The 20,366-nt window shown below is 46.3% G+C and carries 19 protein-coding genes; 11 read left to right on the top strand and 8 right to left on the bottom strand.

The window, feature by feature from the left end:
- Positions 1–2: 2 nt before the first annotated feature.
- From BGP75_RS13820 to BGP75_RS13830, 3 genes are read right to left on the bottom strand one after another with little or no spacing between them, the layout of a single operon-like run.
- Positions 3–3,050 (bottom strand): intermembrane transport protein PqiB, encoded by a 3,048-nt coding sequence (locus BGP75_RS13820; protein WP_076719415.1) that lies wholly within the window; start codon positions 3,048–3,050, stop codon positions 3–5.
- Positions 3,043–3,669, bottom strand: a complete 627-nt coding sequence (locus BGP75_RS13825; RefSeq protein WP_076719416.1) for a paraquat-inducible protein A — start codon at positions 3,667–3,669, stop codon at positions 3,043–3,045. The genes BGP75_RS13820 and BGP75_RS13825 overlap by 8 nt, the downstream gene beginning before the upstream one ends.
- On the bottom strand, positions 3,666–4,292 hold the full coding sequence (locus BGP75_RS13830; RefSeq protein ID WP_076719417.1) for a paraquat-inducible protein A: 627 nt from the start codon (positions 4,290–4,292) through the stop codon (positions 3,666–3,668). Before BGP75_RS13830 ends, BGP75_RS13825 begins: the two co-directional genes overlap by 4 nt.
- A 423-nt stretch (positions 4,293–4,715) precedes the next feature.
- On the opposite strand from BGP75_RS13830, the gene BGP75_RS13835 reads away from it, so the two are divergent.
- Entirely contained in the window at positions 4,716–5,207 is a 492-nt protein-coding gene (locus BGP75_RS13835; RefSeq protein ID WP_076719418.1) for a class I SAM-dependent methyltransferase, read from the top strand.
- A gap of 70 nt (positions 5,208–5,277) precedes the next feature.
- A complete protein-coding gene (locus BGP75_RS13840) occupies positions 5,278–5,631 on the top strand; it encodes a hypothetical protein (RefSeq protein WP_076719419.1) in 354 nt (117 codons plus the stop codon).
- Positions 5,632–5,643: 12 nt separating this feature from the next.
- On the opposite strand, the gene BGP75_RS13845 is transcribed toward BGP75_RS13840, so the two are convergent.
- The gene (locus BGP75_RS13845; protein WP_076719420.1) at positions 5,644–6,135 is read right to left on the bottom strand and encodes a chemotaxis protein CheW; all 492 of its coding nucleotides are present in this window, start codon (positions 6,133–6,135) and stop codon (positions 5,644–5,646) included.
- Positions 6,136–6,612: 477 nt separating this feature from the next.
- Here BGP75_RS13845 and BGP75_RS27060 point away from each other — a divergent pair, with 477 nt between their 5' ends.
- From BGP75_RS27060 to BGP75_RS13885, 9 genes are all read left to right on the top strand, one after another.
- A complete protein-coding gene (locus BGP75_RS27060; protein ID WP_158070114.1) occupies positions 6,613–6,753 on the top strand; it encodes a hypothetical protein in 141 nt (46 codons plus the stop codon).
- Position 6,754: 1 nt separating this feature from the next.
- Positions 6,755–7,300 (top strand): chemotaxis protein CheW, encoded by a 546-nt coding sequence (locus BGP75_RS13850; RefSeq protein ID WP_076719421.1) that lies wholly within the window; start codon positions 6,755–6,757, stop codon positions 7,298–7,300.
- Positions 7,297–8,922 carry a CheR family methyltransferase gene (locus BGP75_RS13855; protein ID WP_076719422.1) on the top strand — a complete coding sequence of 542 codons (1,626 nt, stop codon included), beginning with the start codon at positions 7,297–7,299 and terminating at the stop codon, positions 8,920–8,922. Before BGP75_RS13850 ends, BGP75_RS13855 begins: the two co-directional genes overlap by 4 nt.
- A gap of 38 nt (positions 8,923–8,960) precedes the next feature.
- The gene (locus tag BGP75_RS13860) at positions 8,961–9,626 is read left to right on the top strand and encodes a chemotaxis protein CheW (protein WP_076719423.1); all 666 of its coding nucleotides are present in this window, start codon (positions 8,961–8,963) and stop codon (positions 9,624–9,626) included.
- 94 nt (positions 9,627–9,720) lie between these two features.
- On the top strand, positions 9,721–11,532 hold the full coding sequence (locus BGP75_RS13865; protein WP_076719424.1) for a methyl-accepting chemotaxis protein: 1,812 nt from the start codon (positions 9,721–9,723) through the stop codon (positions 11,530–11,532).
- Between the two features lies 1 nt (position 11,533).
- Positions 11,534–13,858 (top strand): hybrid sensor histidine kinase/response regulator, encoded by a 2,325-nt coding sequence (locus BGP75_RS13870; RefSeq protein ID WP_076719425.1) that lies wholly within the window; start codon positions 11,534–11,536, stop codon positions 13,856–13,858.
- A 23-nt stretch (positions 13,859–13,881) separates the two neighbouring features.
- Complete coding sequence (gene cheB, locus BGP75_RS13875) at positions 13,882–14,940, top strand: chemotaxis-specific protein-glutamate methyltransferase CheB (protein WP_076719426.1); 1,059 nt, start codon at positions 13,882–13,884, stop codon at positions 14,938–14,940.
- A 27-nt stretch (positions 14,941–14,967) separates the two neighbouring features.
- Positions 14,968–17,244, top strand: a complete 2,277-nt coding sequence (locus BGP75_RS13880) for an ATP-binding protein (RefSeq protein WP_076719427.1) — start codon at positions 14,968–14,970, stop codon at positions 17,242–17,244.
- A 72-nt stretch (positions 17,245–17,316) separates the two neighbouring features.
- Entirely contained in the window at positions 17,317–17,703 is a 387-nt protein-coding gene (locus BGP75_RS13885) for a response regulator (RefSeq protein ID WP_076719428.1), read from the top strand.
- On the opposite strand, the gene BGP75_RS13890 is transcribed toward BGP75_RS13885, so the two are convergent.
- The 4 genes from BGP75_RS13890 to tusC all read right to left on the bottom strand — a co-directional run bounded on the left by BGP75_RS13890 (position 17,700) and on the right by tusC (position 20,345).
- Positions 17,700–19,022, bottom strand: coding sequence for a response regulator (locus tag BGP75_RS13890; protein ID WP_076719429.1), 1,323 nt, complete (start codon positions 19,020–19,022; stop codon positions 17,700–17,702). The genes BGP75_RS13885 and BGP75_RS13890 overlap by 4 nt on opposite strands.
- A gap of 298 nt (positions 19,023–19,320) precedes the next feature.
- Complete coding sequence (locus tag BGP75_RS13895; protein WP_076719430.1) at positions 19,321–19,674, bottom strand: TusE/DsrC/DsvC family sulfur relay protein; 354 nt, start codon at positions 19,672–19,674, stop codon at positions 19,321–19,323.
- Positions 19,675–19,677: 3 nt separating this feature from the next.
- Entirely contained in the window at positions 19,678–19,974 is a 297-nt protein-coding gene (gene tusB / locus BGP75_RS13900; protein ID WP_083704819.1) for a sulfurtransferase complex subunit TusB, read from the bottom strand.
- A gap of 2 nt (positions 19,975–19,976) precedes the next feature.
- Entirely contained in the window at positions 19,977–20,345 is a 369-nt protein-coding gene (gene tusC, locus BGP75_RS13905) for a sulfurtransferase complex subunit TusC (RefSeq protein WP_076719431.1), read from the bottom strand.
- Between the last annotated feature and the right edge of the window lie 21 nt (positions 20,346–20,366).

A 20,366-nucleotide genomic window follows, 5' to 3' on the forward strand; every position in this document is an offset into this window, starting at 1 on the left:
CTTCATCTTGAAGGTAATGCAATGGCAGGGGACCAGTTTCGCCACTCCGGCTCTGCTTTCTCGTAGAGACTGAATGTTGTACCTGGCTTTGCCCTGGCAGTGGTATTCTCTTCCCCATTGCCGGGGGTTGCCATTGCAATTCCGCCTGCAAGAATGCTCTCCACCGATTCGGTGTTTATTTTTGCACCGCCAAATAGTTTGAAATTCAGGTCTATACCGCTGACATTCCAGAATTTTGTATTCTCCCGGACAATGGGCGCATAGCGAGATTCAATACTGATATGTATGTTTACGTACTTGGAGTCATCTGACAAACGAAAGCCGGTAACCTCACCAACGGGTATTTGTCTGAAGTAGACAGGAGAGCCTTTTTTAAGGGAGCCAAGTCTGTCGCTTCGTAAGATAAAAATGTTGCCGTTGCCGGTCCCACCATCAACCAGGAAGGGCTCCTTCTCTAACCCCCTGAAGTTGACAGCAGTGGGCCCAGACCCTGGACGAACCTGGATATACCCACCGGTTACCAATGTTTCCAGGTTTTCTGTCGCAGTCAGCCCCAGTTTTGGTTTAACCACCCAGAAGTCACTGTTCTGTCGGATCAGGTACTGGTAGACCTTATCAATAGACGCAGAAACCAGAATTTGATCAGAATCAGGTTCCAGTGTTAAACCCAGGACTCGACCAATATCAAACCCCTGATATCGAATCGGAGCATTTTTGGCCAAACCATTGGCTTTCGAGAACCTGATCTTGATTTGGAGTCCGTCGTCCATCGCCTTTTGACGATCGGGGTGGAGCCTGAACTGAGTTCCATTCTTGATTGATGATTTCTGCAGCTTTCCTGGAGTGTCAAACGCAATGCCTCCACCCAGCATTGCTTTGAGGGGTGCCGACTCAATCTTAACACCACCGAGTCCGGCCGTAACCGCCAAACCACTGGTATTCCAGAACCGGGTATTATGATTAATCAGACTGCTGTAAGAGGGGGCGATATGAACATCGATAGCAACCTGTTGTCCGCTATCGACCAATTTAACGGATTGAATGCTTCCTACCTGTATTTGACGGTAATAGACCGGAGTGCCCCGAGAGAGCCCCTTGGCCTCCTGAGCAAACAGTCTCAGATGTAGTCCTGGGGTAGAATAATCGAGCCTTGGTGGCTCTTTAAGTGCGCTAAACAGCCTCTGGGCCGATTTGGCACTGGCTGTCTTCACTTTCTTACCCAGATCCATTTCGATGTAATTCCCTTTAATCAGGGTTTCCAGACCAGAAATGCCAGATAAACTAATCTCGGGTTTAACCATCCAGAAACGCGTGTCTTCACTCAGTCTTCGTGCGGTTTGGCGCGGTAACTTGACAGTGGCTATAACAGATTCCTGTTTGTCGTCCATTTCCAGTCGAGTAACCTTGCCGATATCCAGCCCTTGCAGTCGAACAGCAGTCACTCCAGCGTTCAGCCCTTCGGCTGATTCAAAGCGCACCCGTACTAATACTCCAGTGTTTGCATCTTCAAAGTTGTTGTAGAGTTTGAACTTGCTACCGCTAGTGGCGTTTTGTCCGGGCCGTTCTCCATTGGCAATATCAAAGTTGATTCCGCCAATTAATAGAGAGGAAAGAGAGTCAGTTTTTAATGACAATCCGGATAACCCTCCTTTAAGGCTTAAGCCACTGTTGTTCCAAAAGCGGGTGTTTTGCTTAACGAGGTTGGCATACTCTTCACGTATATTCAGATGAACATGAACCTGCTGGCCGTCTTCACTCAATTCATATCCCTGTACATCACCAACCTGAAGTTGACGATAGTTAACGGGCGAACCCGCTTGCAGTGAACCGAGAGTGTCCGAGGACAGGGTGATATTCAGACCTGGATCTCCCGGCCCCAAAACCGGTGGATTAGGAAGGGCTTCAAATTCAAACACAGGCCCACCTTCACCTTTACGGGGTTCTATCTGGATATAGTTACCTTTTAGCAGGGTTTCCAGGCCGCTGATGCCCGAAAAGCCCAGACGAGGCTTAACCAGCCAAAATCGAGTGTTATTATTAAGCCTTGATTCAACTTCCGGCGGTAACTGTATTTCGGCGATAACTTTGCTGATTTCTTTTTCAAAGTTCAGCTTAACGACTGTTCCTATCTTTAAACCTTTGAAAATAACCGGTGTAACACCTGCTTCCAGACCTTTAGCCGTTTCAAAAGCCACTTTTACCAATACACCTGTATCAGCAGCTTCAAAGCTGTCGTATAACTTGAGTGTTTGACCGCTGGTAACAAGAGGGCCCTTGTCTTCATTCCCGGGGGTATCAAAACTGATCCCACCAATCAAAAGGGACGTTATGGAATCGGTTTGTAGCGACAGACCTGATAAGCTTCCTTTCAGACGAACCCCGCTGTTATTCCAAAAGCGGGAGTTGCCGCGCACCAACGGGGCGTATTCTTCCTTGATATTCACTTTTAGCAGGACTTCCTTACCGTCATCCGTAAGCTCATAGCCCTGGACGTCACCCACCTGCAACTGGCGGTAATGGACGGGTGATCCGTATTGAATAGAACCCAGCGTGTCTGCCCGTAAAGTGATATTTAATCCCGGATCTCCTGACTCCAGTGGAGGAGGCTCACTCAGCGCATCAAATTGAAATCTGGGTTCTCCTTCTCCAAGTCTCAGGCTGATGTATTCACCCGAGACAAGCGTATCCAGTCCGGATATACCCTTAAGAGAGACCTGAGGTTTGACCAGCCAGAACACTGTTCCTTGTTTTAACGCTTTGGAGGCACGACGATCAAAGGAAACTTTGGCAACAACACCATCAAGATCGGTATCCAACTCAAACTCTTCAACCAACCCAATAGGAATCCCCTGGTAACGGACTTCTGTTTTCCCCGCGACCAGCCCCTGGCCGGTTGGAAAATGAATAAGTACGGGAATATCGGCTTCAGCCTGGCTTTTGTAGAACAACCAGGCACCAATAGCGACGGCAACCAAAGGGAGTAACCAAATTATCGACAAGCGTTCTTTGGGTGTAACAACAGCTTCAGGAATATCCTGATGATCAATCATTGCGAGGGGCCTCCCGGTCCCAAATCAGCCGAGGGTCAAAACTCAGAGCGGCGAGAATGGTTAATACGACGACCGTAGCAAAAGCACTTGCTCCAGGGCCCGCAGTAATCGTGGCGATGGAGCCAAGGTCTACCAATGTTACCAATACCGATATCATAAAAAGATCAAGCATCGACCAACGACCGATAAATTCAATAATTCGATACATCAGCGTGCATTGGCGGGCACTGAGCTTCCAGTGTCTCTGGACTGCCAATAACAGCAATGTAAGGCCAAGCAGTTTGATTAGAGGAACAGCAATACTGGCCACAAAAACCAGAATGGCGATGGGGTACATGCCTGCTTGAGCCAAATGCATGACTCCTGACATTATCGTGTCAGGTTCACCACGACCCAAATAGACAACGGTCATTATCGGATAGAAATTAGCAGGGATCATCATTATGAATCCTGCCAAGGTATAGCCCCAGGTAAGCATAATACTGTTAGGTAACCGGGCATGAAGACCAGAGCCGCAACGTATGCAGCAAGCCCGTTCACCAGGGCTTGCTTTTACTAATCGTTGCAGCTTATGACAACAGTGGCAAAGAGCCAAACCAGCGTTGATAGCTGTTTTCATGCAGACCGACCCTCCAGTCTATCCCAACATTCATGACTGTCGAACTGTTGTTGTGCGTAAACCATAAGCAGCATCAAGACAATAAAAGCATAAAGACCGGTACCCATTTGCAGGTCACCAAGGTCCTTCATTTTTATAATGGCGACAAGCAAGCTAAGCATATAAACATCAAGCATCCCCCAATGTTTGAGATGATGATGACTTTTAAGCAGCACTATCTGTATTTTGGGGAACAGGTAAAAGCGTGAAAACAGACAGGTGGTAAATAGCAGTAATAACAACAATAGAGGCACGATTAAACTACAAAATGCGACCATAAAGGCCATCCACCAACTACCACTGTTTAGCAACTGAACGACACCGTTCAGCATGGTGTTTGCATTGGCGTGCCCCAGCAGTTTTATAGTCATGACCGGAAGGGTGGCTGCCGGAATAAACAGTAACAAAGCCGTTAAACTTAACGCTAATGTCCGATTGATACTATCGAACTTTTTATGGGCTAAAAGGGCACCGCAACGAGGGCATTTGGCGCGGCTGTTTACAGAAAGGCCGGCCAAATTGACCAAGAGGTCACAATCATGGCAGGCATGAAGCCTGTTGCTGGCGGCTGCACTCAAACTCATCTACGCCAACTGATATCTATTGTTTTTCGAAATCAATGTTTTCTTCAACCTTCAGGTTCCTCTATATTCACAGATATGCCATCCAAGTACGCTGTAAAGCATTGTACCGATTATCAACTCTGCTTAAACCATCCCGTCGCTTATTTTCCGTTGCTGCTGAATTCAGTTTGACATTAAACATGCCATTGACCTGCCGCCCCAGGACAATTTGGCTACTCGATAAAGTAACTGCGTGTATTTTCACACAATAATAAAACTATTCTGCTTTACTAAGGTCATCACTCTATAAGCGGCAAGGTATGTGGACCCCAAACGATGTGGGCGGTAAACAAAGAAGTCGCAATGATTGAAAATACATTGAAGCGCAGGCGATTGGCGCCTTGAGATTTCTCCGACGACCAAAACGACCAAAGAGGTCAATGCATGTCACGATTGGACAGCGTAATCCGACGTTTGGAGGCTCAGCGTAAGTGCCTGGGTGCTGCAGCCGGAGAAATTGCAAATACCGACGGCGTGGTGTTTGAGCTGGGACTGGGCAATGGGCGTACTTTTGACCACCTGCGAGAGCTTTTGCCAGACCGGGAAATCTTTGTCTTTGATCGAAATGTTGCCGCTCATCCCAGCTGTATACCCGATGACAATCATCTTTTTCTGGGGGAGTTTCAACAAACACTGGTCGATGTATCTGAGCGGTTCGCTGGACAATGTGCTCTTGTTCACGCTGATGTTGGAACAGGAGTGGAAGGAAGCAGCAGATCAATGGCTCGCTTCTTAAGTGAAATATTGGAGCCTTTTCTGAAAAATGGGGCGATCGTGGCGAGCGATCAGATGTTCAATATAGCAGGCTGTGAAGCCTTGCCGCTTCCTGCTGGTGTTGCTCCGAACCGGTATTTTTTACTTAAAAAAATACGCTAGTGGTCAAATCGTTCTGTTGGTCAGAAACCATTGTTTAGTCGATAAACTATTTCAGAGGTCAACGATAGCAATGAAAATAATACTAACCTTAGGAGCCGCTCTGATCCTTTCTGCCTGCAGCAGTGCTCAGTATATGAGTAAAGACTGGGCAGGAGTGGGTTATCAGGAGCAGAGAATTGACAATTCCACCTACCAACTCAGCTATACCGGCAGCAAAAGCTTTGCAGGAAACGAAGAAGAAGCCTGGAGTCTGATTGAAGAATTTTGGAACAAACGAGCAACAGAGCTTTGCCGCAGTTCTGTGTACCAGAGTAGTGAACTGAAAAGGCTTAAGCCCTGTAAAACTTTCTACACCATGGGTGAAGATCATAGCATTCGTGAATACCGCTGTTTTCTGGAGCTAAAAGGGAATCTCAGTTGTTAATCACAGCGAGAGCTAAAGCTCTTCAAAGTCATCAGATTCGTTATTTTCATCGATGATACGATTAAGATCGAGAAGAATAATCAAGTCATCGTTATGGTAGCTTACACCCTGTATAAACTTGGTGCTCTCTTCTGTGCCTACATTGGGGGCACGTTCAATTGAGGATTGATTCAGATAAATGACTTCTGCAACAGAATCAACCAACATCCCAACCACCTGATCATCAAGCTCGATAACGACAATCCGTGTATTATCCGAAGCTTCGGTTTTTGGTAAGCCAAAAAGTGTGCGGGTATCAACAACGGTAATAACATTACCACGCAAATTAATGATACCGATTATGTACTCGGCAGAGCCGGGTACCGGCGCTATTTCAGTCAACCTCAGCACTTCCATAACCTGCATGACATTGATGCCGTAATACTCTTCTGCCAGCTGGAACGTCGCCCATTGCAGCAATACGTCATCAGATTCTTTATCCGTGCTTACTTGATTTGTTGCCATTGCAAGGTTCCTTATTTAGCTATTTGGAAAACCAGCCGTTACAAGTTGTCTTTTACCAGCCAAAGCTAGACTCGGTATTACTGTGTGGATTGTATTCTAATGCAACACTGCGAGTATAGCCTATCAAGCCCAATTACCTGAATAGGTTGAAAAAACTGACAGGGGATTGCTAATACAGAATTCTGGCGGACCAGGCTGAACAAAAATCAACCAAAAATCTCATCAACAGTCTGCTTAATATCCTTCTGAGAACTCAAATAATCAGCGAGTATCGACCATTCCGAGACAACGGAAAATAACAAGAGTGAGTGATAAGGACATAATAAGTTTATTTGCAGGATCTCTAATGTTTAGTCATGGCAACATTCGGGAAAGGGTCTATTATCAGTAGTGACCGAAGCATGATTTAAACGGATTCGAACGTCCAGTTTCGCTGAGTTTGGTTAGATTTTGCTGAATCGCAATGGAGGTGCAACGATGCTTTCGAAAAGACATCAAACAGTCAGCAAATCAATTTATCCCGATACCGTCTGCCTGTTGTTAATGGCGGATGAGATAACCATGGCAACCTGCCTGAGTAAATCAGAGGATGATGGTCACGTGAGGCTTGGGATATAACATGATGATCGCAGGAATGGATGCTGTATCGATCTCGCAAAGCGAAATATCCAAATGGGTACTGCATGTAGTAGTTGGCACCGATACTCGGATTTGTATCGATCTTGCGGACGTTACGCGGGTTTTTCCTCTCGTTTCAGTTGAAGAGGTACCCGGTGGGCCTGACTATCTGGTTGGGTTCGTAAGCTTTCACGGAGTTAGTATTCCGATCATTGATTTGGCGTTAAAGCTAGGGCTGACAGAGGTCTGTCACTACGACACGGAAACACCTATTGTTTTGTGTCGGGCAGGCACCCTGACGGGCGGATTGGTCGTCAATCAGGTGCTGGAAGTTGCTCAACCTCAGTTTAAAGACATTCAGATGGTTGATGAATTCAGCAACTCCCGCCCATCAGTGAGTGCAACTGTATCGATCCCACAAGGCCTTTCATTACTCATTAATACTGCGAAGGTACTGAGCATAAATTTAACGGAATCGGTTAATGAGGTAGAACCACCAGCCAAATCTCCCGAATGTGGTGAAACAAGCATAAGGGACAGCAGATGAATATATGCAGCGAAGCGAGTTCCCGGAAATCAACTTCTGAGCTGTCACCTGAGGATGAAGGTTTTCTGCATCAATTTATTCTGCAACGTACCGGTATACTCATACAACATCATCAACAGAGCAAATTGCGTAGCAAACTTCAGGAGCTCTGTCTGACGTTGGGTTACTCCAGTAGCTGCGATTTACTTAAGAGCTTATACAGCAGTGATAACAAATCCCCGGAATTGGAAAGCCTTATTGCTTCGATAACCATCGGTGAGAGCTATTTTTTTCGTGATGGTCAACAATTCGATTGGTTGCAGTATGAATATTTCCCCGACATTATTCATCGCCGACGCCGCTCTGGGAATCTGTCATTGCGGGTTTGGAGTGCAGGTAGCTCAGCAGGCCAGGAAATTTATAGCATAGCCATTTTGCTACGCGAATTGCTTCCTGATATCGACGACTGGGATTTACATTTGTTCGGGACTGACATTAACGCCCCCGCACTGACAAGTGCACAACGCGGTCAATATAGAGAATGGTCTCTGAGGGGGATGTCTGACCGATTAAGGGCTAAGTATTTTTGTCCTGTCAACGAACTGTTTGAGCTTCGCCATGATGTCCGTCAACAGGTTAAGTTTCATTATTTAAATTTAGCTGAAGATGTTTTTCCTAGTATTCTCAGCAAAACCAACGCTTTAGATCTTATTCTTTGTCGAAACGTTTTCATCTATCTGGCACCAGAAACGTCGCAGGAGATTGTTTGTAAATTTGCCAATTGTTTAAAGCCAGATGGACAATTGCTGTTAGGTGCGGTTGACACTGTCAGATGGAAAGACACGGGACTGAATCAGATTCGTTCCGGCGATGTACTGTTTTATCGTAAGAACAAACAAGCCCTCTCGACAGATAGCCGAATTCAGCTGATCGACTTTCAATTAGACTCCTGCTATCAGCCGGATGTTGATGGAGAAGGTGATAGAGAAAGCCATATAGAAAGTGATGGGCAGAATCAAGACTCGGTTAGCGCTTTACCCCAAGACACACAAAATTGTGTCCCCCAAAAAAACAATCTCCGCCTGGCAGAGAAAACGTTCAGCACTGCTCCAGCGAGAATCGAAGACAATTTAATTATTGCCAATAATATAACCATTTTAAATTTATACCAGAAAGGTCGTTGGCAGGAGTTGGTAAGCGCTGTCGATACGTTTCAAGCAGGAAAAGATCAGAACGCATCTCTTTTGGGATATAAAGCACGGGCATTGGCCAATCTCGGTCAACTGGAGCAATCCGAAAGGGTGTGTAGAGAAAGCATTGGTCTGAATCCCAATGACAAGCATATTTATCTGGTCCAGGGGCTGGTTCGGATGGAAAAAGGACAGCTGGAAAAAGCTGAGGCATCGTTTCGTAAAGCACTCTATCTTGATCGCTACTACCCAGAATCCCATTACCGTTTGGGATTGTTGTTGATTACAAATGGCCAGAGCAAAAAAGGGATTAAAAGCCTTGAGCAGGCCTTGCTATTGGCAGAACGGGGAGATCAACGAAAGTGCCTTGAATATACTCAGGGAATAACCTATCAGCACTTTGCCCGGATGTTACGCCAGGAGCTGAGCATATTTGGGAACACCGGTATATAAGTGGTCTGCATATATCCAATGAGACAGGATCAGTGAGCATGAAGACGGAGACAGCCCCAAATGCAGGGAAAGCTCAACCGACTGGCAGCAGAAATACTGAGACAGAGCTAAAGCAAGTTGTTACGGACATTGCAGAACTGGCTATACCTAAAGCAGCAAAGCTGATGCCTCAGGGCATAGAGCAACAGCAGTTGTTAAAGCAGCGCAGTCAGCTGTTGGCGAAAGAGGAACAGAGCGAAAACCTGGCTGAGCAGGAACAGTATTTACGCTGTCGATTAGGTGCATCTGAGTGGTATGGCATTCCATACTGCTGGTTGGATGAATTGATCTATGCCACCGGCCTGATCGCGGTCCCTGGCACACCCTCTTTTGTTGCAGGAGTCATTAATTATCAGGGAGAACTGCTCACTGTGCTTGACCTGAAGCACTTTTTCCCGGTTGAAACGTTCAGTGAGGAAGAGAAAGAGGAACGCAGGGTTGCTGTGGTTCAGAATAAGCAACTTAGAGTCGGTCTTTTAATCGATGCGGTATCCGGCAACGAAATCTATGACCGAACATCACTGTCACCTGCATTATCTTCAGATCGCGCGACCAATTTAAATTATGTCTTAGGAATTTATAAGGGAACCGTAACGATGCTTGATTTGGATGCTTTGCTTTCAGATGAAGAATTAATGGTCAATGACAGACCATCTCAAGGTTAATAATGACCTGAAGGCGGCCTGTGTATTAGCGATTTTTAATTAATATTCCGCTATATAAAAGCTGAAAGCAATTGTCGGATTAAAGGGAAATGTTATGAAGATAAAGCATAGATTAATACTGGGGTTCTCTATTCCCATCATCGCACTATTGGCACTGGGTGGGGTTATGGAATGGCTCAGCCAACAACAGCAAGAAGCACGGAACTGGTCAACGCATACTTATAAAGTGCTGGCAAAGCTCGAATCGTTTCATTCTTTAACCAAAGATCTGGACACCGGTCAACGGGGATATCTTCTTACCGGAAATGCCAGTTTCCTTGAGCCGTTCAATACCGTTATAGAATTGAGTGATGGGGTGTTGGACGATCTTGAAATCATGGTAAAGGACAATCCACGGCAGCTGCAACGGATAGCACTCATGCGGACACTGCTTGATGAAAAAATTGAAACTCTCCAGAAAACCATAACCCAACTTAGCAGTAATCAAGTTGAAGAAGCGCCTGCGGTAGTACTGACTGACAAGGGTAAAAAGGTAACCAATGATCTGCGAAAGACGGTGAAGGTATTTGGTGATGAGGAGCGCCAACGCCTGTCTGAACGTAATCTGGCTTCTTCACAGTCAGAGGATATTGCCGCCAATACTATTTTTATCGGGATTGTTGTTGTCACACTGTTGGTGGTTATGGTTGCTCGCTACTCCATAGCATCCATTGCGGGAGGGCTCATTGAAGCAGTTTCTCTGGCACAAAAAATATCTGCCGGATCCAGGGATGTTGTCATTAAATTGGATATTCCGGACGAGACAGGAGATCTTCTCAGAGCGCTGAGTATCATGCAAAACTCCATCTTGAAATCTGAACAAGTACTTACCGAAAAAGAAGAGCAAAGCCGAAAGGATCTTGCTCAACTGAACAGCACTGTAGCCGAATATCAGGCGCTGATGACCAAGGTAGCCAGAGGTGATCTTTCTCAGCATGTAAAGGTACAACGCGACGACGCGCTGGGGCGTCTCGGCCACGATATTAATGCCATGATTTCCAGCCTGGGAGAGATCGCTGGTAATGTACGCCAAGCCAGCCAGGAGATCGTCAGTACTCTTGCAGAAGTAAGCTCCACCACGACGGTTCAGGCTGCCAATGCCTCTGAACAGGCCACCGCCGTGAGTGAGACCAGTACAACGCTGGAAGAAATCAGGGCCACTTCCCTGCAAACGCTGGAGAAGGCGCAGCAGCTGGGTAAATCGGCTGAGCAAACTCGCAAGGAAGGCGAACAGGGTCAACTTGCCGTGAAAGAGGCAATCGAAGGTATGGAAGTCATACGCGATCGCATGGATGACATTGCTACCACGATTCTCGAACTTTCAGAGCAAACTCAACAGATCGGTGAAATTACCGATGTGGTGGCGGGGTTGGCACAACAGTCGAAAATGTTAGCACTCAATGCTTCTATCGAGGCTGCCAAGGCTGGTGATTCGGGTAAGGGGTTTGCAGTGGTCGCTATGGAGGTCAAAGAGCTGGCAGAGCAATCTCAACAGTCAACGACCCAGGTGCAGAAAATACTGCAGGACATTCGCCTCGCTACGGATCGGGCTGTGATGGCCACGGAAGAGGGTAGCAAAGGTGCTAGTGAAGGCCTGGATTTGGTTAATCGCAACGGAGAAGTTATGCGGGAGTTGAGCGGTGTTATCCGTGAAACCGCCACGGCCAGTCAACAGATTGTTGCGGCGGTACGACAGGAAGCCAGTGGAATCAACCAGGTAAACGATGCCATGGACCAGATAAATACGGCAACAGCTCAATTGGTTGTAGCGGTGCGCCAGACCGAACAGGCCAATCATGACTTAAGCACCGTAGCTCAGCGTCTTAACAGCAGCAGTAAGGTTTATCAACTCGCCCAAGGGGCTTGATATGGATTTGGACGAGAAGTTCAGCCGCGAGTTACTCGAAACGTTCAGAGTAGAACTGGATGACCAGATACAGGTTATTTCAGAAGGTCTGCTGACGTTGGAAAAAGGACTTGATGACTCCCCCCGGTTGGAACTGATCAATGTCTTATTTCGTGCTGCCCATAATATTAAAGGGGCAGCGCGAGGCGTTGATGTTTTGGATATCGTCGCCTTGTCACATCGTATGGAGAGTCTGTTCGGAGCAGTAAAAAACGGAGATCTTTTGATCGAAAGCCCGATTATTGATCTGTGTCTGGAGACTCTGGACAGAATGCGAGAGGCCATGGAGGATTTCTGTAATGGATGCGCTGCTACTTTTGATATCAATGACCTTTTATTTCGTTTGGACAGGTTATCCGCTCATTCAACTCTCAGCTTGAACGCATCGTCCTCTGTCCGGCCCACAGTTGTTACTGAAGAGTCTGCTACAAAAATACCATTACACACCCTTTCTGCCGCCATTCAGTCTGAATCTATTGACAGTGAACATGAAAACCGAATCAGCAAGCAAAATAAAGACGGAAAAGAAAAGAACACAGACTTGCTTCCTTCAGTGGAATCGAGTGCTTCTATCAGAGTTTCTATGGATAAACTGGAGCAGGTTACTGGACTGACCGAAGAGTTGCAGCTGGTAAAGACGGAGTCAGCAGATCAGATGGATCAACTGCGGCGTTTACACGATCAGGCAGCAGGGTTACGAGATACTTTGGATCGTTTTACACCTATGCTGAAAACTGACCTCCAACAGCCTTCTCCAATAATTAAACTAACCGAACAGCTCCAACAGACTATCCTTGAACTGAATAGCAATACTCGCAGCATTCTTGACCAATATAAAATTAACAATAAGCGTCTTAATACACTATCAGTCGCCTTACACCGCGATATGCAATCAATGCGACTGGTGCCTGTACGCACCCTGTTACAGCCTCTAACCCGATCAGTCCGGACGATTGCCCGGGAACTGGGTAAACAAGTCGATTTTGATATTTCCGGTGATGCTATTGAAATGGACCGAGCTGTTTTGGAAGGAGTGAAAGCCCCGTTGCTTCACCTGTTTCGAAATGCGGTGGATCACGGTATTGAGTCTTCGCAAGCAAGGCTTACTGCGGGAAAGCCTCCCGTAGGGCGATTATCAATAAGCGTAGAAGGACATGGTAATCAAATACTGATGAAAGTGTCTGATGATGGAGCCGGTATTGATGGCGATACCGTTAAAAAAATCGCTCTTGAAAAGCAGTTGATAACCACTACAGAGCTGGAAAATATGGACCGACAAGCGATGTTGGATATTATTTTCAGACCGGGTTTTTCAACAAAAGAAAGTGTTACGGATTTATCAGGTCGGGGGATAGGCCTGGACGTAGTCCAATCCAACCTGAACCGGTTAAAGGGTCATGTCAGTGTTGATTCAACGGTTGGCAAGGGAAGTCAATTTACACTGTCTTTACCCTTAAGTCTGTCTACAGAACGAGGACTCATCATTCGTAGCGGAGGGGGCATATTTGCCGTTCCAATAGCCGCTGTAGAGCGTGTAATGACAATTTCTCCGCAAAATGTAGTCGAAGTGGAGGCAAGTCAGGCTGTGTTACTGGATGGACAGCCGGTGCCACTGCGGGATCTCGCTCTCACATTAAAGTTGTCACCCTGGGCTGCCAAAGACCTACAGCAATACCCCGTCATCATATTATCCAAGAACTGGGGAGCGGTCGCTTTTTTGGTAGACGACATCGTCGGAGAACGTGACATCGTCATTAAACCTTTGACTCCTCCACTGATCTCGGTGCGGAACGTTACTGGTGGTACCCTCAGCGGCTCCGGTGAAATTATCATCGTCTTGAACCCTATTGATCTTGTTACATCGGCTCTCAGCATGAAGACAAACTGCCGATTTTTTGAGAATGAAAGTAGTTCTGAAAACAAGCAGTCGTCAATCCTTATCGTAGACGACTCAATTACCACCCGGACCCTGGAGAAAGGCATTCTTGAGAATTCTGGTTATCGCGTTGAAATCGCAGTAGACGGGCGAGAAGGCTGGAACAAGCTTCAAGAGCAAGCTTTTGACCTGGTTGTTACCGATGTTGAAATGCCAAACATGAATGGTTTTGACCTGACAGATTTAATAAAACAACACAGCAAATATCAAAGCATTCCGGTCATTATTGTAACGTCCCTGGCCCGTGAGGCAGATAAACAGCGGGGGATAGAGGTGGGTGCTGACGCTTATATTGTCAAAAGTCAGTTTGAAACCAAGGTACTACTGGAAGTGGTTAAGCAGCTAATATAACCCCCGTTAGAGGTTAGATTTGGATGATACGGATACTGATCACAGAAGATTCCGATGTAGTCGCTATGCTGTTACAGGCCATACTGGACAATGAACCCGATATGGCAGTTATCGGGCGTGCTCGAAACGGTCGTGAAGCCGTGCTCAAAGTCAATGAGTTAAAACCTGATCTGGTAACCATGGATATCCGTATGCCGGAGTTGGATGGCTTGGGAGCGACACGAATAATCATGTCAACCAGCCCTGTTCCCATAGTGGTGATCAGTTCCTGCGTTGACGATAATGAGCTTCAGATTACTTTTCGAGCCATTGAGGAGGGAGCCTTAGCCGTATTGGAGAAGCCTTATGGTTTAAACCACCCGGGATTTGAAATTATTCGCAATGATATTGTCGATACAGTGCGGGCAATGTCAGAAGTTAAAGTAATTCGGCGAAAACCCGCTCGTCATACAACTGTTGCGTTAGACACTTGCACACAGGTATTACCCGTATTACCCCCATTAACCGGGGTCTATGAGCTGGTTGCTATTGGTATATCGACCGGTGGACCACTGGCAATTCGAGGACTGCTTTTATCGCTGCCATTAGAATTCCCTGTTGCCATTCTGATAGCTCAACATATTTCGAAAGGCTTCTTAGCGGGGCTTATAACCTGGTTAAGCACCAATACGCTGTTGACCGTGAAATGCGCCGAAGACGGAGAAACACTTAAGGCAGCAACTGTCTATTTTGCACCAGATGATTACCACCTTCTGGTGGCCCGTAATCACAACGGACTGGTAGCACAGTTATGCAGCAGCGCACCTGTCAATGGTTTTCGACCCTCAGCAACGCCGTTGCTGCATTCTGTTGCCAGGGTCTGTGGCAGGAAGGGAATAGGGATACTGATGACCGGAATGGGGTGCGACGGGGCAGAGGGACTGCTTGAGCTTCGTCGAAACGGCGGCCACACTCTGGTTCAGGATGCAGAAAGTGCCGTGGTTTACGGTATGCCCGGGTCGGCATTGGCATTGGATGCAGTTGATCAGATCGTTCAACTTGAAAAACTGCCTTTTTACTTAAACGGTTTGATTTCAAAGTGATTTGACTTTCAATGAAAAGGAACTGAAATGAAAACCATTGTTGTTGCAGAGGATAGTCCGACACAGGCTCTTCGGCTCAAGCACTCGTTGGAACGTTTTGATTATAACTGCCTGGTTGCCCGCGATGGTATGCAGGCACTGGCGTTTGCCAAAGAGCACAAACCTGCAGCAATTGTTACTGATGTGCTAATGCCCGGCCTGGATGGATTTCAGCTTTGTGCCGCAATCAAAAAAGACAGTACGCTGAAACATATTCCTGTTATTTTGTTAACTTCATTAACCGACTCTCGACATATTCTCCAGGGGTTGGAATCCCACGCCGATTTTTATTTCACAAAACCCTGCGACGCGACACGGTTGGCAGAAAAAATTGAGTATCTGTTAGAAATCGGTAGCAGTGAAACCGGCCAGCAGGAGCCAGAAAGTCTTTCCGTCACCATTTTCGGTGAAACCTATCATGTTGCATCTGAGCCCCAGCAAATTCTTAACCTGTTCATCGCAACCTATGAAAACTTAATGCAGCAAAATGAGCAATTAAAGGGTACTGAACGAGAATTAAAGCAGGTGAACGGACAGCTTGCGGAAAACTTTGAAAAGCTTCTGGCTTCCGAAGATCGATTCAAAGTCCTGGTCGACACCATTCCCGATATTGTTTATTGGACAGATGCTGAAGGTATATTCATGTTTATCAACTCAGCAATCAATAACCTGGGATACGAGCCAGAAGAGCTGATTGGTAAACACTTCAGTGAAATTATTCTGGAATCAGATGTTGATCGAGTTTCACGGGAAAAGGTATTGCCACAATACCTGGGGCGAAGTGTCGTCGGGGATGAGCCTCCAAAGTTGTTTGATGAGAGACGTACAGGAAGTCGAAAGACGGTGGGGCTGGAAGTGCGGCTGATATCGAAACCCGGCTCAGTCGCAAGTTTTGGGTTTAAGGAGGGTATTGCCGTTGTTGAAGTGAACAGTTCAGGTTTGTATCAGGATAAGCCGGGTAAAAAAAGCGATCTTTTCATAGGTACGGTGGGGGTTATCAGAGATATATCCGAACGCAAACGCACGGAAAGGGAACTGATTGAAAGCAATACCCGATTTAGACGAGCAGTCATTGATGCGCCTTACCCGGTCATGATTCATGCAGAAGATGGGGCCGTTATTCAGCTAAGTAAGGCCTGGGTAGAACTGAGCGGTTATACACCAGAAGAAACCCGATGTATCGATGAATGGATTACCCTGACAGAGAACCCCGACAGTAAAGATGCTGACGGAAAAGAGGTGTCCCGTACTAATATCAAATCCTACTACGAAGGTCTGTTTCAGCTAAAAACCCGGACTACCGGACATGAGTTTGTGATTACCACCAAAAAGAGAGATAAACGGATATGGGATTTCAGCTCCGCTCCAATAGGCCAGTTACCCGATGGCAGGGCTATCGTTATATCTATGGCTGCTGATATAACTGACAGGAAGCAAGCGGAACTGGAAATCCTGCATGCCAAGAACGCAGCAGAAGCCAACAGTAAGGCAAAGAGCGATTTTCTTGCCAGCATGTCCCATGAACTGAGGACACCATTAAATGCCATCATAGGGTTTTCCGAGCTATTGAAGGAATCTGCCGTTGGCGAGCTTAACCCGAAGCAGAAAGAGTATATTACCGACATCTTTGACAGTGGCTATCACCTGTTGGAGCTTATCAATGATGTTCTTGATCTTGCCAAAGTGGAGGCAGGAAAGATGGAGCTGAGCGTTGCCCCCGTCATTATTGCAGACCTTGTAGAGCAGAGCCTGTTCATGATACGTGAAAAATGCGGTCAGCATGGCATCCAGCTACAGTTGGATATTGATAAAAATTGTCGCGACATCCAGCTAACGGTTGATCAGACCAAATTAAAACAAGTGCTGTTCAATTTGCTGTCAAATGCTACAAAATTCACTCCGGATGGGGGGAATATCCGTGTCTGCGCCTGCTTGCGTTCACCGGAAAACAGCTCCACAGAACATGATAAAGAAGAGTTTTTACTGGAAAACAGTGATGGCTATATCGAAATTCGTGTTGAAGACAGTGGTATCGGCATTGCCCCAGAGCACCAGGAGAAGTTGTTTGAGGAGTTTTATCAGGTGCAAGGCGGATTGAAGAACAAAACAGCAGGGACCGGCCTTGGCCTGCCGATTGCCCGACGCTTTATTCAGATGCATGGTGGCAGACTCCACGTGGAGAGTGAAGGGGAAGGAAAGGGCAGTCAGTTCTGCATCAGGTTACCGCTAGTCGTGAATAATTGTGAAGAGTGTATAGAAATTTGAAAAATTGATGCAGATGGCGCTCACCTGAATCATTTCGATTCAACACCTGCGGATAGCATATTGGAGATCAAAATGATGGGCCCCATTCTAATCATTGAAGACGAACCCCGAAATATGAAGTTAGTTCGAGACGCTCTGGTACTGACCGGTTATAAAACCGAAGAAGCTTATAACGGGGAAGAAGGGGTCAAGTTAGCTAAAGCTTGTAACCCTGTGTTGATTCTGATGGATTTACAAATGCCAGTAATGGATGGTCTGGAAGCCACGCAAAAGCTAAAGGCAGACCCGGCTACGCTGAACATCCCCATCATTGCCCTGACGGCGTTAGCAATGAAAGGTGATGAGGAGAGGGTTCGAGCAGCAGGATGTGACGGTTACCTCAGTAAACCAATCCGGCTCAGCGAGCTTAAAGAATTAGTCCGTCAGTTTCTCGATGGTCAACCAGCAATTTCTAACTAGCCCTGCACTGATTCCTGGTCCTGCACAGGCACTGAATTCAAAACCGGTTCAGCGTTCGGGACTGGTTCAGATCTTGAGACGGGCAGTGTGACGCGCAGCCTTGTTCCACGGCCCAATTCACTGTCAATGTCGACCTGACCTCCATGCTTTTCGATAACCCCAAGAGAAATGGAAAGCCCTAACCCAGTTCCTTTGCCTGGTGGTTTGGTCGTAAAAAATGGCTCGAACACTTTTTTCTGCACGGAGGGAGGCATACCTTGTCCATTATCCTCTACCTCCACCCAGACATGATCATCACCATCCATCCCCGTACGGATATGAATAACGCCCATCCCCTCAATCGCATGAGCCGCATTCACCAGAAAATTCATCCATATCTGATTTAACTGGGAGGGAAGACATAATATTTCGGGCAGCTCGCCATAACTCTTATTCACATCGGCTTTGTATTTAACTTCGTTCCATACCACGTTGATGGTGCTATTCAGTCCATCATGCAAGTTGCTCCACTGCCAGTCACCCTTGTCCGGATGGGCAAAATACTTAAGGTCATGGACAATACTCTTCACCCGCTCGACGCCTTGTTTACTCTCATCCAACAGGTGCTGAACATCTTCCCTGAGATATTCGATATCAACTTCTTCCTTTAGCCGGGATATCAGCTGAGTACCGGCATCATCTTCCGGTAACAGCTTTTCCACTGACTCGTATGCCTCTAATAATCTAAGCAAGTCCTTGGCATATTCATCCATAGAATTAATGTTGGAACTGATATATCCCACAGGATTATTGATTTCATGGGCAACACCAGCAGCAAGTTGTCCTATTGCAGCCATTTTTTCTGAATGCAGTAGCTGTTGACGGGCATCGGCCAGTTCTTCAGCTGTTTCTATCGCCTCTTTTTCAAGAACATTACTACGAGCGGTTGATTGATCAATCAACTCTTTAAGACGAAGTAAATTTCGAACCCGGATAGACAACTCTGTTCGATCTACCGGCTTGTTAAGAAAGTCCTCAGCTCCGGCACCAAGCCCCTTTAATCGGGAATCCTGGTCCTTCATTCCGGTGACAAGAATGACTGGCACGTTACAGGTGTTTTTATCGGCTTTAAGACGGCGGGTCAATTCAATTCCGTCCATTCCCGGCATCATCATGTCAACCAGCAATAAATCAGCTTTATACTCCTCCATTTTTGTAAGTGCTTCCAGGCCATCACTCGCGCATTGATAATCGTATCCTTCACGGGTAACAATTTCGGCCATTAACTTACAATTAAGGCGCTCATCATCAACAATGAGAACCTTTTTGGGCTGTTTCATAGTCAGTCCTTTTAACGAGTGTCCATTCTATGGCTTAGCCATGAAGCTCCATTTAATGATTAGATCCTAATGATTACAGCCCAGCTATCATATCTGTCAGCCAATCAATCCAGTACCATCAATCCAGTACTATTAATTCAACATTGGCTTCTTAAATAGAGGCGCTTTACTCCTCGTCAAATTTTTAATCTCAGTGGTTAGATGCTTGTAACTTAAGTGAGAATTGAAGATTGAGCCCTCCTGAGAAAGAGTATAGTCACTGTTTCAGGGTTTAGGGGCAGGAATAAATGTTTTAAGCCTACAAACAGTTTGTAGGCTTTGGCAGGCCAGCAATTTTACTCGCTAATTTGGCAGGGCTTCCCGGGAATAGTTTCATCAGATAAATACTGGAACCTTTTTCACTTCCAAGGCTGTTTTTAACCTGTTTTACCAGAATTCGCATGGCCGGAGAGACTTTATACTCCTGATAAAAATCTCTAAGTAAGCGTACAATTTCCCAGTGCTCGGAAGTGAGTTGCAAACCTTCGCTTTCGGCAATAACTTCCGCTACCTGCTCGGACCAGTCATCCAGGTTTCGCAGATAACCTTCCACGTCAACGGAGATTCCATGCTTCGATTGACTCTGGCTATCAGTCAATATCCGTTTTGACATGACTTAATACCAGCTCTGAGACGCGTTATGGCTAACAACCAGATCCACAAACTCTTGGTCATCGATCACTCGGACATCTTCCGATAAACGCCCCATAAGCCCTCTTGCTTCGACATCTGCTTTCAGCGCATAGACTGTAATACCTGAAGGCAGCGGCTTAAGTTTTAAGCCTTGATGCTTATCTGCTCCGTAGACACCATCTTCTATCAATAACAATCCATCATTATCTCCAATGGCACGAAGACAATTATTAAGACAACTGCTGGTCAGTGGCGACTTATTTACAGTGTGGAGAATCATGTCTAAAAACTCAAAATACGACTATGGTTTTGAAACAGGGATCTTAGCGTGTCAGTTTCGACCGGTTGAACAGACAGAATCAACTGCTCTGCATCAATACCTCGGTCAACCAGAGCCTTTCGGTCAACGTAAATATGCTCAACGTCATACATAGGAAGCACCGGCAAGGTAGTGGCCAGACATTTTACCTCAATGCCTTCAGTTTTTTGTTCCGGCAACAGTTGAAATACAGCATCATCCATAAACAAGACAGAGACAGGCACTTCAAATGCTGCCGCGGTAAGAACTGCATCAAGAGCTTCTTTTGCGGTCGTACCACCGTAGGGAGGCTTTGTAAGCACAGCCAGGATAGATTGCTTCTTGTCAGTCATTCAATTTCCCTTTTCGAGGGC

This window comes from Motiliproteus sp. MSK22-1 (assembly GCF_001968815.1).
Classification (GTDB): domain Bacteria; phylum Pseudomonadota; class Gammaproteobacteria; order Pseudomonadales; family Balneatricaceae; genus Motiliproteus.